Origin of the sequence: Alloscardovia macacae, assembly GCF_002259705.1 — a bacterium.
Taxonomy (GTDB): Bacteria; Actinomycetota; Actinomycetes; order Actinomycetales; family Bifidobacteriaceae; genus Alloscardovia; species Alloscardovia macacae.
Genome location: NZ_MWWT01000008.1, coordinates 74,723 through 88,186 on the forward strand (window position 1 = coordinate 74,723; position 13,464 = coordinate 88,186).

A 13,464-nucleotide genomic window follows, 5' to 3' on the forward strand; every position below is an offset into this window, starting at 1 on the left:
CGTTCATGCCCCACTTAGTCGCGTGGCTCACGAATCATATAGCCTATACCGCGCTTAGTGAGAATGATAGGGACTACCTTCTGCTCGTTTCCATCTTCATCCGTATATGTCACGCCATCTATCTTCTTGCGCAGATACGAGATATAGGATTCCACTATGGCTGCATCTCCGCCCCAGTCATACTGCCACACGTGGTCTAGAATCTGTGCCTTACTGAGCACGCGACCTTCATTATCCATGAGGTAGCGCAGCAGCTTATACTCCGTAGGACTCAGGTCTATGAGCTCCCCGTGGCGAGTCACATCGTGGGAGTCCTCATTAATCTCGAGGTCGGCCACGCGGATGATAGGATCATTCTCCACCTGGTCCTGAGTACGCCTGAGGATAGCACGGATTCGTGCCACTACTTCTTCGAGGCTAAATGGCTTCGTGACGTAATCATCTCCACCTACGGTTAAACCCATCACCTTATCCTGCGTATCATCGCGCGCAGTAAGAAACAGAACTGGGGCATCTATCCCCTCCTGGCGGATACGGCTGGTCACTGTAAAGCCGTCGATGTCGGGCATCATCACATCCATGATGATGAGGTCTGGATTCGTGCTCACTATAGTCTCTATCGCTTCGGTACCATTCGAAGCAGTCACCACGTCGAATCCAGAAAAACGCAGTGATGCAGACAGCAGCTCTCGGATGGATGGCTCATCATCCACTACTACTAAACGTGCTTCTTGATTATTTACCATATTTTCAGTATGGCAGAGGTATCTGAGAATTTTCTGAGAATGAACTGTAGATTCGTGAAATGTCTCATACGCACTCACATCCTGTGGATAACTTATCCACCTCCCCGTCGAACACGGCGTGTTTCCACATCGGGTCACATATGCTCCGCACGCTGGACTTTTACTCTTTAGTCGCCGTAGGCTAAGAGCTACTTCCTCGACATCGAAAAAGTATGCCGCGATAAAAGGTATACCGCGATGGAGAAAAAAGAAAGGACCACCCTCATGCCACAGTATCACGTAAATTCAGAGGAGATTCAGCAGGCCAGTATAGCTGTGTATCACTCTATAGACCAGATGCGTACAGCCGTTCAGGCCATGTATACGAACCTCACAGCCTTGGAAGGTTCCTGGCAGGGCTCAGCTGCCACCCAGTTCGAGTCTGTCATCCAGCAGTGGAGAACATCTCAGCATGCCATGGAAAGCACCTTGCAAAATATTCAGCAGGCGCTCAGCCAGGCCGCTGCTGTTTATGCAGATGCTGAAGTTCAGGCCAGCCAGCTCTTCAGCTAAAACCAAGCCCCACCTTTCGCCAAGAACGAGAAAGCCTCGCATCGTTTCGCCTTCTCGAGAGAAAACGAAGCGATGCGAGACTTTCTTATGCGCAAGGCTATAAGCTTTGCTCAGCTTACCAAGCCTTGCTCAGTAAGGACTAGACGTACTCAGACCAGTTTTAGTAGCCCATGTCTGGAGCTGCAGGAGCTGGAGCAGCCGGCTCTGGCTTATTCGCTACCACTGCTTCCGTGGTGAGGAACAGGCCAGCGATGGATGCTGCGTTCTGCAGAGCAGAGCGGGTCACCTTCACTGGGTCGGTCACACCAGCAGCCATGAGGTCTTCGTACTCACCGGATGCTGCGTTCAGGCCGTGGCCTGCAGGCAGGGAACGCACCTTATCGATGACCACATCACCAGACAGACCTGCGTTCGAGGCGATCTGCTTGATAGGAGCTTCCACAGCGCGGAAGACGATGCTGGCACCGGTAGCCTCGTCACCTTCGAGCTGGACGGAATCTTCCACTGCAGCAGCTGCCTGAATGAGGGCCACGCCACCACCAGGGACGAGACCTTCTTCGATAGCTGCCTTTGCGTTACGCACAGCATCTTCGATGCGGTGCTTACGTTCCTTCGCTTCTACTTCCGTAGCCGCGCCCACCTTGATGACGGCCACGCCACCTGCGAGCTTCGCGAGGCGCTCCTGGAGCTTCTCGCGGTCGTAGTCGGAATCCGTGGACTCGATTTCCTGGCGAATCTGTGCCACGCGTGCTGCTACTTCTTCAGCAGAGCCTGCACCGGATACGATGGTGGTCTCATCCTTAGAAACGATGACCTTTGCTGCGTGTCCGAGCACGGTCTCATCGATGGAGTCGAGCTTCAGACCCACTTCTTCAGAGACGACCTGTGCGCCAGTGAGGATGGCCATATCCTGAAGCATAGCCTTACGGCGGTCGCCGAAGCCTGGAGCCTTTACAGCCACAGTGTTAAAGGTGCCGCGAATCTTATTCAGCACGAGGGTAGGAAGTGCTTCGCCATCCACATCCTCAGCCACGATGAGCAGTGGCTTACCGGACTTCATGACGAGCTCAGCCACGTGAACGATGTCCTGCTGAGAGGAAACCTTACCCGAGGTGAGCAGGATGTATGGGTCTTCGAGAACTGCAGTCTGGTCTTCTGGGTTCGTCACGAAGTATGGGGAGATGTAGCCCTTATCGAAGCGCATACCTTCGGTGAAGTCGAGGTCCAGGCCGAACTTGTTATTATCTTCGACGGTGACCACGCCATCCTGGCCTACCTTATCCAGAGCTTCAGCGATGCGCTCGCCGACCTCAGGATCTGCAGCAGAAATGGTAGCAGTAGCAGCTATCTGCTCCTTCGTCTCCACATCCTTAGCAGAATCCAGCAGAGACTGAACGATAGCAGATGCAGCCTTTTCGATACCGCGACGCAGAGCGATAGGGTTCGAACCAGCGGTTACGTTCTTCAGACCTTCGTGCACGAGTGCCTGCGCGAGCACGGTAGCCGTGGTGGTTCCGTCACCAGCCACGTCATCGGTCTTCTTCGCTACTTCCTTCACGAGCTCAGCACCGATGCGCTCGTATGGATCTTCGAGGTCTATCTCCTTAGCGATGGACACACCATCATTCGTGATGGTAGGAGCGCCGTAAGTCTTATCGAGAACGACGTTACGACCCTTAGGGCCGAGGGTGACCTTCACGGTATCTGCCAGCTGGTCGAGACCAGCAAGCATGCCCTGACGTGCTTCATCATCATATGCAATTATCTTTGCCATGATCTTCCTTTCACACTGAGTTCACACGGAGTGTTATCAAAATCTAGAAGTCGAGTTTTCAAAACCTGAGTCCCAAGCACTCAACTTTTCTTCCCTAAGAGTAACACCTCCTCGGAAGAAAACGCTAATTTCCGGAAAGGTGTTTTGCCTTAAGCCAAAGCCGAATGGCATTCTTTACTGCTGGCTCATCAGCACCACAGCTATGTTTCCCTGCCCGAGGCTCGCTACTTGCTCTACATTCGAGATTCCGAGCTTCGAGGCGACTTCTTCAGCGGTGGACTTATCCGAGTTTTCCACATACCATACGGTGTTCGCGCTTGGCAGGGTGGAACGGTTCGTCGGATTTGCTGCTGTTACGTTCGAGTATCCATCGGACGTCAGTACAGATGCGCGACGTGCCGCATAGCCAGATACGCCTGTTCCGTTATACACGGTGATGGTACGCGTCTTATTTACCGGCTGCGCAGCCTGCTGAGCCTGCGCGCTCTGCGCGTCTTGCGTAGTAGTGTTCTGCTGGCTCTGGTCTGTGGTGCTGGACGTCGTACTATTCGTCGTCGACGATGCGTTCGACGAGTCCGCCGAGTTCGTACTGCTCGACGCGCTCGAGTTCGACGAGCTCGAAGAGTTCGATGTCGTAGACTTCGATGCATTGCTCGCCTTGCTGCTTGCGGCCGTGCGCGAGCTTGAGGTTCCTGGCAGCCAGTTCAGCCCGTTCGAGCCGAGCCATCCGTTCGTCCACGTCAGGAATGCGAGGGCGCACAGGGCCGCCACGAGGATGGCTATGATGTACGGCTTGAGGCGCGCGAGTACCGTGCGCTTTCCGCGGTGTGCGCCGCCGTGCTGTCCTGCATAATGATCGAACTCGTCGCGTGGATACGCATGTGCTTGTGCCATAACTGCTCCTTCATGTACTGTGCACCATTCTACGTAATGCCCTGCACACACGTTTCGCTCTGGTTTTTTCCCGCCAATTTTCGCTCGAACTTACTAGTATGGAAGCCATGACGTCTTCACTCCCACCGCTTTCGAGCATTATTCACCCCTCGTGGGCTCAAGCTCTCCAGGATGTAGAGCCTCAGATTCACGCTATGGGAGATTTTCTTCGCGCTGAGATATCCAGCGGACAGCAGATCCTACCTCCCGGCCACCAGATTCTCAGGGCCTTTACCTACCCCCTGGATTCCGTTAAGGTTCTCATCGTCGGCCAGGACCCCTATCCCACTCCCGGCCACGCAGTGGGCCTCAGCTTCTCGGTCGCCGCGGACACTCACCCTATCCCGAAGAGTCTCATAAATATATATAAGGAGCTTACGGATGATCTCGGCGTTCCTGAACCATCTACAGGAGATCTCACCCCGTGGGCAGACCAGGGAGTAATGCTTCTGAATAGATCACTGACCGTGCGTGCTCATGCAGCGAATTCGCATCAGGGTAAAGGCTGGGAAGCCATCACAGAGGCAGCCATTCGTGCTCTGAATGACCGCACGAATCCAGCCACAGGTCAGCCACTGCCTCTCGTGGCCATCCTCTGGGGTGCACATGCACGCAGTCTTAAGCCACTGCTTACTCACGCAGCCATCATCGAATCACCTCATCCGAGTCCACTTTCCGCTTACCGTGGTTTCTTCGGCTCGAAGCCTTTTTCCCGCACGAACACCGCCCTCGAGCACCTCGGTGCCACTCCTATAAACTGGACGCTTCCTTAAAATTCTGCACATATTCTGTGCAGATTCCTTAGCGATGCGCGTAAAACTACGCATTCTTACTCCTCATCCCGTAAGGTAAAAGTTATGTCACTTTTTTCGAATTCATCTGAAACCCCGCTCCCACCGCTCCCGAATCCAGTACCAGCGGCGCCAGCACTCCAGCAGCCAGCTGCCACCCGCACTCCGGAGAATCCTCAGCACGCCATGCAGCTCGCCCAGCGCATGCGCGAGCGCTTCTCTCAGGGCTTGGTAGGCCAGGAGCAGCTGCGTGAGTCTCTTATTCTTACGCTCATAGCCGGCGGTCACATCCTCATCGAGTCCGTCCCAGGCCTGGCGAAGACCACGGCTGCCCGTCTGCTCGCTTCCTGCGTTTCTGGCACGTTTAAGCGCGTCCAGTGCACACCAGACCTCATGCCTGCAGACCTCATCGGCACTCAGGTCTTCGACTTTGCTTCTCAGAAGATGATCACGCAGATAGGCCCTGTCCACGCGAACATCGTCCTGCTGGATGAGATTAACCGTTCGAGTGCGAAGACGCAGTCTGCCATGCTCGAAGCCATGGCTGAGGGCGCTACGACCATCGGCGGCGAGCGCATCAGCCTGCCTCAGCCTTTCATGGTCATCGCTACGCAGAATCCTATCGAGGAAGAGGGTACCTATACTCTTCCTGAGGCACAGATGGACCGCTTTATGATGAAGACCATCATGACGTATCCGTCGTCTCAGCAGGAAGTGGCCATGCTCTCGCTTCTGGGGAACCAGTCGAGCGATACCATGAACTTCGAGCGCGATGAGACGCAGTCCATTACGCTCAGTGATGTGGCATATCTGCGTTCTGCAGCGCGTAGCGTCCACGTGAGCGAGGATGTGAAGAAGTATGTGGTAGACATCGTTTCGACGTCCCGCGGTGCTGGAACTCGCCCTATTAAAGGCCTGTCTTCGCTGGTACGCTTGGGCGCTTCTCCTCGCGCATCCATAAGCCTGCTTCGCGTCGCACAGGCTCAGGCGCTTATTTCTGGTCGCGATTACGTTATTCCAGAAGATGTGAAGTCGCACGTGCACGACGTTCTGCGTCACCGCATTCTGCTTACTTTCGAGGCGCTGGCAGACGGCATTACGGCAGACCAGGTCATCGACACTATCGTTTCGACCGTGCCTGTTCCGTAAGCGTCGTTTTTATGCCAATTCTCCCGCTAGCTAAAGGATCTTTTTCGTGGATACCGTGCATACTGCATCGCTGAGCGACCCTACGCGTCGAAAAATCGAGGCTCTGGGGCCACGCCTCAGCCTGCCTTTAGTCCGCCGAGCCATGGGCATCGTCGAAGGCGAGCATCATAGCCGCAGGCGTGGCTCTGGCTATGAGTTTATGGACCTTCGCCCCTATGTTATAGGAGACGAGTCCCGCTCCATAGACTGGAAAGCGACCGCGCGTGCTGGTGAGCCTATCGTCTCTTTGAAAGAACGCACATCTACGAGTAATGTATGGGTGCTCATCGACTCAGGCCGCCAGCTGACTGGTCATACCGCTTCGGGAGAGCGGCAGATAGACGTGGCGCTGAATGCAGTACGCATGTTCACCATGCTCTCTCTCAAGCGTGCGGATAATGTGAACTTCATCATCGGGAATGCACACAGCATTACACGTATGCCTTTTACGGGGGGATACCGCGAGGCGGATTCTCTGCTCGACCAGATAGCCCAGCAGCCAGCGAAGTACGACAGTAACTGGCCGGCCCTCATGGATTACGCGCGTCACATCCAGGATAAGTATGCGCTTATCATTATGGCCACGAGTGACACATCCTGGACGAAGGACACTCTCGAGCACCTCGGCGTGCTCACGCAGACACATCCAGTGGTCGTGCTGAACGTCGCAGCTCTGAATCCGTTCGAGCATTCTGAGTACTTCAGCATGGTGCGCGACGGAGTATCACACCGCCACATTCCTGCCTTCCTCTCAGACGAATCCCTCGCTCAGGAAGTAACCATTCAGAGGAAGCTCACGGCAGATGAGCTCACCCGCCGTCTGAATACGAAGGGCGCGTCCCTCTTCAGTGCGAAATCCAGTGAGGACATGTTTCACGAATTTGTCCACCGCATATCCCTCGCCCACATATCCTCGTCTTTCCTTCAGTAATCGAGCTTTACATTTATGACTTTTACACACTTATCCGCCACCTTTACTCAGGTGCCCGACCCGCAGTTTAGTGGAACTCCACTACTCATCGCGCTCGGCATTCTGCTCCTCATCACAGTAGCTGGCATCGCGGCTGCCCTGATCTCGTGGATGCCACGGGCCGAAAAAGCGGGAATTGGGCAGAAGAAAGCTCCCGAAACGGACGCCTCGTTTAAGCAGCGCGTACACGAGGTCGAGCAGGCGTGGGACGCGCGGCGCATCAGCAAGCAGGACGCTTTCCGCGAGCTGGCAGCCATAGCGCGCCAGTTTGCCTCACAGCGCCTCGACCAGGACGTCACCACACATACTCTAGCTGAGCTGAACGGAAATGCGAACGGTATCCAGCTTCTGCGCACGACCATAGAAGCGCTCTACCCGCCAGAGTTCGCCTACGAAGCCACGCATGCGCGCAGTGCAGAAGTCACGGTCATCGAAGCCTGCGGATGGGTGAACGCTCTCATAGAAAGGTGGGATGCGTAAATGTCTACACTCTCATCATTCCTGCCCACACGCTTCACGTGGCCCTGGGTGGCCCTGGTCGTGGCAGCAGTCCTGTTCATCACACTCGTGGTCCTCGCCTACTTGACGTACAGCGCGAAAAACAGGCCTACCAGCGAGGAAACAGCAGACGGCACAGCCACGGTGTATAACCTCGAGCGTGACTTCCAGACGGATACCGCGAGCCGCCGCATGCGCACGTACCGCCGTCTCGGCCGCATAGCTACAGGTAGCCTAGCCGTATCCCTGTGCGCGGGAGCAGTGCTCATAGCCCGGCCATCCACCATAAACCCGCAGCCCTCCAGCACAGCCTCACGCGACATTATCCTCTGCCTCGACGTATCCGGATCTGCACTCGCTTACGACCGCCAAATCATAGCCGCATACAGCCAGCTCGCGCAGAACCTTCAGGGAGAGCGCATAGGTATGAGCATCTTTAATTCCACATCGAAGACGGTTTTCCCACTGACGGACGACTCGTCTGTTATAACGAACCAGCTGAACTACGCGTACACACTCCTCAGCCGCGTGCAGACGCAGGAATCCATCGATAAGATGACTGACCAGGAGTACCAGGAAGTAAACGACTGGCTGGCCGGAACGCAGAACGTGGAGAACTCCACCTCGCTCATAGGCGACGGGCTCGTCTCCTGCACCATGATGCTGCCGCAGCTCGAGTCGCGCGACGCGCAGAACGCACGCAGCGCCTCCATCATCCTCGCTACGGATAACGTGCCGTCTGGAAAGCAGACGTTTACGCTGAACGAGGCACTCGACATCGCACGTAATGCGAAGATAAATGTGGACGCCCTCTACGTAGGTACGGACCAGACGAGTAGCTCCGAAGCTGCAGTGAACATGCGTGAGTCCATCACCAGCCACGGTGGCACATATGTGGACTTAAATGCGAATGACACCGTCGAGGACATCGTGCGCGACATCACCTCCACGAAGTCTGGACCGCAGCTGCACGATGAGACGAGTAACCTCATCGATGCACCTGGGCTTATTCTTCTCGTTCTCGCTCTCTCTTTCCTCGCCTTTATCCTCACAGCAGGAAGGATGCGTCGCTGATGAGTTTTCTGAATTCTCTGAGTTTTATGCCCACATTTTCTCCAGTTTTCGGCTGGGTAGGCTCCCTCATAGTAGTCGTGCTCGTGCTCGCTACCTGCGTGTGGATGACGGTACAGTTCGTGCGCGCGACCTCGGTGCACACATCTTCTACCGATATGACGCATGGCATGCTTGCTCGCCGCTGGACTCTCGGAGTACTTCTGTGCGTTATGCTTCTGGGCCCGAGCACATATGCATCGACGACGACCCGTGCAGTGAACGCTACAGACGTGTTCGTGGCCGCTGATGTTACGGGATCTATGGCTGTGTCTGACGCACAGTATGGCACGTCTGGCTCCTCCTCCGTTTCTTCTCGCGCGACCGGCTCAGACCAGACACTCACCCGCATCGCAGCCGCCCGTCAGGCCGTCTATGACATCGCAGATCACTACCCGGATGCGAGCTTCTCGGCTGTGACCTTCGGCGCGAGCGCTTCGGTAACGCTTCCCCTCACTCCAGACCGCATGGCCCTGACCAGCTGGGCAGATAGCCTGGCTACCGAGCCGACGAATGTCTCGTCTGGTTCCAGCCTCGACGCTCCGCTGAACACTCTCATTACAGCGCTGAAAGCTGCCCGCGATGCCCATCCGCAGGACACCATTATCCTCTACATTCTTACAGATGGCGAGCAGACGACTGGCGAAGCAGTAAAGAGCTTCTCGGTTCTGCGTCCATACATTACGAATGCCGTGGTGGTAGGGCTCGGCTCGGCTGAAGGTGGCCGTATTCCGCAGACGTCTACAGGGATTCGCGCTACTGCGTCCGCATCTGAGGTGCAGCAGTCTACGCAGTCCTGGGTTCAGGACCCAGATACCGGCACCGATGGCATCTCGCAGATGAATGAGTCGAATCTGAAGACCATAGCCGACCAGCTGTCCGGTTCGTATATTCATCCAGACGCGCAGACCACGCTGAAGACTGCACTGTCCTCGGATTCTTCGGATAAGTACCGCCTCGTGACTACGACTCGCACTCTGCAGCGGCCTGTCTCGCTGCTCTGGCCGTTCGGCCTTGCGTTCGCGCTCGTGGCCTTCTGGGAGCTGTCCAGCTGGACGGCCGTTTCGAGAAAGCTGTTTATTCTATGACTTCTAGTTCTTCCACTTCCCCGCGCGCGAGCCTTCGCGTGCGTATAGCTCTCGTCGTTCTCGCTGTCCTCGCTGGGCTCGCAGCTGCTGTGTGTGCATTTAATCTGCTTGTGGCTGGTATGTTCAATTCTGCCACTGAGAACCTCACCGCTACCATAGCCCAGTATTCTACAGACTCTCCAGACCTCGAGCTTCTCGCGGCAAAGCAGACTCAGACAGACTCTCAGTTCGAAGATGCGTCCCAGCTCAGCTGGCTTCAGCTTCCTGCTCTTCAGCAGTCGGTGGAGAAGAATAAGGCTGTGTCTGCAGCGCTGACCGCACAGATTAAAAAGGATATGGAGCAGCAGAATTCTTCTGATGCCTCTTCACAGTCCTCATCTTCGGACTCTTCGTCCTCATCCTCTGATTCATCATCCTCATCCAGCAGCTCCTCGACGAGTACTCTCGACCAGGACACTCAGGAGCGTATGCGTACGCTCACGGATAATAATGCCCAGAATCAGCAGACATACACGCCACAAGCACCGAAGACGACTACGAAGAAGCCGTGGTAGTTATTCACAGGGGTTCGACACGGTTATCCACATCGGGTCACATGTACCTCTCACGCTAGACTCCTCGCATGGTTCTCTGGGAAAATGTCTCTATGCGTACTGACATTTTCTTCCAGACACCGCCCTTGCTTGAGCGCCTCACCACCTGCACGTGCTCTCTTCTTCTCCAGCAGACGCAGGAGGTTCTGCGTGAAGCGTCCGCTATGGCGGATACCACTGTGGCATCTACAGAGTCTGCACTACAGCGGTGTGAAGCTCTGAACTGGACGGGACACTCCTCTGAGCTTTTTCGTCAGCAGTGTATCTCCTTACGGTCTCAGCTCCAGCATTTTCGTGTCAGTGGTGTGCTATGAGCCTCTACACGAGCGCGGAAGTTTTCGCGTCGAGCACTCTTATAGAAAACACTGACGACCTCATCTCGTCTGCTCACCTCCTGTGGAATCATGCAGACGAGCTCTCCCGCTGTGCTCACGCCTACGGTCAGAGTGCTTTCTTCGCCTCCCAGCAGATGAGCTCGTCGTACGCCTGTCCTGAGCATATCTACGCAATGAGCCCCGCCGCTGCACCCTTGAGTGAAGCCGCACGGCACTGTGAACAGACCGCTCTTCTGCTCGAATCCTACGCTGCTTATCTACGTGACCTTGCCGATAAGCTCATGCGCGCTCTGCACCTCTACTCGCATGCAGAAGCTCAGACTTCACGCTGGATGCAGTCTCTCCTGGCCGCATCCTCGTATGTTTTCCCCGTTCAGACGGGACTAGGGCTCGCAGCAGTAAGTGCTGCAGAAGAGCTAAGCTCGGGGAAAGCATCCTTGGCAGGATTCTTCGGCCGGCATCCTAGAGAGCAGCAGATTTATCTCGACCAGTTAGGAAATAGATTATCGAACGGTAGAGGCGTACCTGGAGCCGCGGAAAGACTCGCGAAGGGAGCGGAAGAATTGGCCGATGTCTGGCAGGGAAACTCCCTCACCGTCACGCCCATGCCAGCTGCACCACTGCCTGCCGCCTCTACGCTCAGCCAGAGCCTAGCGAACCTCGAAACTCTCAGCAGCCTCAAGCACGGTACCGTCAGCATCCAGCGCTACACGCGCGCGAACGGAATGCACTCCTGGGTAGTCACTATCCCAGGCACAGACGGGCAGAAAGACTCGCCATTCGGATGGCCGCAAAACGTGGACCTCATGGCGAGGAGCGAACGTGCGCGCGCCACTGCAGACAGCCAGCGCGCCGTCCTGAGCGCTATGCAGCAAGCCGGAATACAGCCAGGCGAACCCGTGGCACTTGTAGGACACTCGCAGGGCGGCATCATCGCCGCATCCATAGCGAGCGCGTCGCAGCATCCGTATACCATCTCGCACGTGGTGACGGCAGGATCTCCCATAGCACGCCACCCCATCGATACGAGTAAAACGTGGGTCACGAGCGTAGAAACAGACCGCGAACTCGTCTCCAGCCTCGACGGAAAAGATAACCCCATACGCGAGCACTGGCTGACGGTGCGTGGGAGGATACGAGACTCCCAGCCCAGCGCGAGCCTGCAGCCTACGCGCGTTCCGAATGCAAAGGACACGCATGAGCTCTCACACGCGATGAACTACCATACGGCCACGTTCCGCGACGCTAAGCGCCTGCCCAGCCCTGAACTTGAAGCACACGAAACCCACTTTTCTGAGCTTACCGAGGGCAGGCTCGACCGGAATCTCGCCTATGAGTGCCGGATGAATAAGGAGCCGGATTCCGAGCATACGCACAGAACACCAGAGAATACAGGACCCTGATCCACGCGTTTAGCCCTTCACGTATTCTAGGAGTATGAACTTGACTGATATTACCCCACATATCGCTCTGAGCCCACTGGATGGACGCTACCAGTCCGCTACCTCTCCTCTCGTCGAATACCTCAGCGAGCCTGCACTGAACCGTGCGCGCATTCACGTCGAGGTCGAGTGGATGATAGAACTGGCGAATGGGAACAGCTCACACTCCTTCATCCCTGGCGTCGAGCCGCTCACGGAGGACGAGATAGAGTACCTGCGCGCCATAGAAGAAGACTTCGGCGCCACAGGCATAGCTGAACTGGCAGAGATAGAGTCCGTCACTCGCCACGATGTGAAGGCTGTGGAGTACTACATAGACCGACGCCTCGAAGATGCTCATAAGACACTTGGTGAAGGCACACAGCTGGGTCGCCTTAAGCCTCTCGTCCACTTCGCCTGCACGAGCGAGGACATTAATAACCTCTCCTATGCACTGTGCATTAAGGGTGCTGTGGAGAACGTGTGGCTTCCAGCCGCGCGAGGACTGGTCACTCGCATGGTTGAGTTCGCCGAGAGCACGCGCTCCATGCCACTGCTGAGCCTCACACACGGTCAGCCTGCCACTCCTACCACTCTTGGTAAGGAGTGCGCAGTGTGGGTCTACCGCCTCAGCCGTCAGCTCCACGCTATAGAGCAGCAGGAATACCTCGGAAAGATAAATGGTGCCACAGGTACTTTCGGCGCACACCTGGCAGCTCTTCCAGATGTAGACTGGGTGAACCTGTCCCGCCAGTTCGTCTCCCAGCGCCTGGGACTAACGTGGAATCCTCTGACCACGCAGATAGAAAACCACGACTGGCAGGCTGAGCTCTACTCGACCATGAGCCACTTTAACCGCATAGCACATAACCTCGCACAGGACATCTGGATGTACATATCCCGCGGTGTCTTCGCGCAGATCCCTGTCAAGGGAGCTACGGGCTCTTCTACCATGCCACATAAGGTGAATCCTATCCGCTTCGAGAACGCAGAAGCAAACCTCGAGCTTTCCTGCGCTCTGCTGGACTCACTGAGTGCTACTCTCGTAGAGTCCCGCTGGCAGCGAGACCTGACGGATTCGACCACACAGCGTAACGTGGGGTCCGCCTTCGGCTATGGCATGCTCGCCCTGTATAACCTCTCGGGCGGTCTCGAGTCCATTCATCCGAATGAGGCCATCATCTCTGGCGAGCTGGAGGATAACTGGGAAGTACTCGGCGAGCCTATCCAGACCGCTATGCGCGCTCAGGCTTTGAAAGGCGTAGAGGGCATGGATAATCCTTACGAGCGTGTGAAGGAACTCATGCGCGGACACTCCATCTCGCATGAGGATGTAGAAAAGTTCATCTCCACTCTGAACTTCGAAGAGGATACCGCTGAACGCCTGGCCGCACTCACTCCTGCCACCTACACGGGTGCTGCCGAAAGCCTCGTGGACTTTATCCAGCAGTAATTTTCTGCTATA

At 55.9% G+C, this 13,464-nt stretch carries 14 protein-coding genes; 11 read left to right on the forward strand and 3 right to left on the reverse strand.

Going from position 1 to position 13,464, the window contains the following annotated elements; translation table 11 throughout:
* Positions 1-14 precede the first annotated feature (14 nt).
* A complete protein-coding gene (locus ALMA_RS06150; protein WP_094726834.1) occupies positions 15-746 on the reverse strand; it encodes a response regulator transcription factor in 732 nt (243 codons plus the stop codon).
* Positions 747-1,010: 264 nt separating this feature from the next.
* Here ALMA_RS06150 and ALMA_RS06155 point away from each other — a divergent pair, with 264 nt between their 5' ends.
* Positions 1,011-1,298, forward strand: coding sequence for a WXG100 family type VII secretion target (locus ALMA_RS06155; RefSeq protein ID WP_094726835.1), 288 nt, complete (start codon positions 1,011-1,013; stop codon positions 1,296-1,298).
* Between the two features lie 160 nt (positions 1,299-1,458).
* Here the strand turns inward: ALMA_RS06155 and groL are convergent, their stop codons facing one another.
* Both groL and ALMA_RS06165 read right to left on the reverse strand, forming a co-directional pair.
* Positions 1,459-3,072: a chaperonin GroEL gene (groL, locus tag ALMA_RS06160; RefSeq protein WP_086105999.1), complete on the reverse strand. Its 1,614-nt coding sequence runs from the start codon at positions 3,070-3,072 to the stop codon at positions 1,459-1,461.
* 174 nt (positions 3,073-3,246) lie between these two features.
* Entirely contained in the window at positions 3,247-3,966 is a 720-nt protein-coding gene (locus ALMA_RS06165; RefSeq protein ID WP_094726836.1) for a LytR C-terminal domain-containing protein, read from the reverse strand.
* A 107-nt stretch (positions 3,967-4,073) separates the two neighbouring features.
* Here ALMA_RS06165 and ALMA_RS06170 point away from each other — a divergent pair, with 107 nt between their 5' ends.
* The 10 genes from ALMA_RS06170 (at position 4,074) to purB (ending at position 13,452) form a co-directional block, all read left to right on the forward strand.
* Positions 4,074-4,778 (forward strand): uracil-DNA glycosylase, encoded by a 705-nt coding sequence (locus ALMA_RS06170; RefSeq protein WP_086106001.1) that lies wholly within the window; start codon positions 4,074-4,076, stop codon positions 4,776-4,778.
* 84 nt (positions 4,779-4,862) lie between these two features.
* Complete coding sequence (locus tag ALMA_RS06175; RefSeq protein ID WP_094726837.1) at positions 4,863-5,945, forward strand: AAA family ATPase; 1,083 nt, start codon at positions 4,863-4,865, stop codon at positions 5,943-5,945.
* Positions 5,946-5,991: 46 nt separating this feature from the next.
* On the forward strand, positions 5,992-6,915 hold the full coding sequence (locus tag ALMA_RS06180; protein ID WP_244568899.1) for a DUF58 domain-containing protein: 924 nt from the start codon (positions 5,992-5,994) through the stop codon (positions 6,913-6,915).
* A 15-nt stretch (positions 6,916-6,930) separates the two neighbouring features.
* Entirely contained in the window at positions 6,931-7,434 is a 504-nt protein-coding gene (locus tag ALMA_RS06185; protein ID WP_094726838.1) for a hypothetical protein, read from the forward strand.
* Complete coding sequence (locus ALMA_RS06190; RefSeq protein WP_094726839.1) at positions 7,435-8,526, forward strand: vWA domain-containing protein; 1,092 nt, start codon at positions 7,435-7,437, stop codon at positions 8,524-8,526.
* Entirely contained in the window at positions 8,526-9,650 is a 1,125-nt protein-coding gene (locus tag ALMA_RS06195) for a vWA domain-containing protein (RefSeq protein WP_244568900.1), read from the forward strand. The genes ALMA_RS06190 and ALMA_RS06195 overlap by 1 nt, the downstream gene beginning before the upstream one ends.
* Entirely contained in the window at positions 9,647-10,204 is a 558-nt protein-coding gene (locus ALMA_RS08205; RefSeq protein ID WP_211278344.1) for a DUF6466 family protein, read from the forward strand. Before ALMA_RS06195 ends, ALMA_RS08205 begins: the two co-directional genes overlap by 4 nt.
* Before the next feature lie 92 nt (positions 10,205-10,296).
* Positions 10,297-10,557, forward strand: a complete 261-nt coding sequence (locus ALMA_RS06205) for a hypothetical protein (RefSeq protein WP_094726840.1) — start codon at positions 10,297-10,299, stop codon at positions 10,555-10,557.
* A complete protein-coding gene (locus tag ALMA_RS06210; protein WP_094726841.1) occupies positions 10,554-11,981 on the forward strand; it encodes a PGAP1-like alpha/beta domain-containing protein in 1,428 nt (475 codons plus the stop codon). Before ALMA_RS06205 ends, ALMA_RS06210 begins: the two co-directional genes overlap by 4 nt.
* 34 nt (positions 11,982-12,015) lie before the next feature.
* The gene (purB, locus tag ALMA_RS06215) at positions 12,016-13,452 is read left to right on the forward strand and encodes an adenylosuccinate lyase (protein WP_094726842.1); all 1,437 of its coding nucleotides are present in this window, start codon (positions 12,016-12,018) and stop codon (positions 13,450-13,452) included.
* Positions 13,453-13,464 lie beyond the last annotated feature (12 nt).

What these genes read in the sequence shown, in the direction of transcription:
- purB (WP_094726842.1), top strand. Translation starts at nt 12,016, where the DNA reads ATGAACTTGACTGATATTACCCCACATATCGCTCTGAGCCCACTGGAT.
- groL (WP_086105999.1), bottom strand. Translation starts at nt 3,072, where the DNA reads ATGGCAAAGATAATTGCATATGATGATGAAGCACGTCAGGGCATGCTT.
- ALMA_RS06150 (WP_094726834.1), bottom strand. Translation starts at nt 746, where the DNA reads ATGGTAAATAATCAAGAAGCACGTTTAGTAGTAGTGGATGATGAGCCA.
- ALMA_RS08205 (WP_211278344.1), top strand. Translation starts at nt 9,647, where the DNA reads ATGACTTCTAGTTCTTCCACTTCCCCGCGCGCGAGCCTTCGCGTGCGT.
- ALMA_RS06195 (WP_244568900.1), top strand. Translation starts at nt 8,526, where the DNA reads ATGAGTTTTCTGAATTCTCTGAGTTTTATGCCCACATTTTCTCCAGTT.
- ALMA_RS06185 (WP_094726838.1), top strand. Translation starts at nt 6,931, where the DNA reads ATGACTTTTACACACTTATCCGCCACCTTTACTCAGGTGCCCGACCCG.
- ALMA_RS06170 (WP_086106001.1), top strand. Translation starts at nt 4,074, where the DNA reads ATGACGTCTTCACTCCCACCGCTTTCGAGCATTATTCACCCCTCGTGG.
- ALMA_RS06175 (WP_094726837.1), top strand. Translation starts at nt 4,863, where the DNA reads ATGTCACTTTTTTCGAATTCATCTGAAACCCCGCTCCCACCGCTCCCG.
- ALMA_RS06165 (WP_094726836.1), bottom strand. Translation starts at nt 3,966, where the DNA reads ATGGCACAAGCACATGCGTATCCACGCGACGAGTTCGATCATTATGCA.
- ALMA_RS06210 (WP_094726841.1), top strand. Translation starts at nt 10,554, where the DNA reads ATGAGCCTCTACACGAGCGCGGAAGTTTTCGCGTCGAGCACTCTTATA.
- ALMA_RS06155 (WP_094726835.1), top strand. Translation starts at nt 1,011, where the DNA reads ATGCCACAGTATCACGTAAATTCAGAGGAGATTCAGCAGGCCAGTATA.
- ALMA_RS06190 (WP_094726839.1), top strand. Translation starts at nt 7,435, where the DNA reads ATGTCTACACTCTCATCATTCCTGCCCACACGCTTCACGTGGCCCTGG.
- ALMA_RS06205 (WP_094726840.1), top strand. Translation starts at nt 10,297, where the DNA reads ATGCGTACTGACATTTTCTTCCAGACACCGCCCTTGCTTGAGCGCCTC.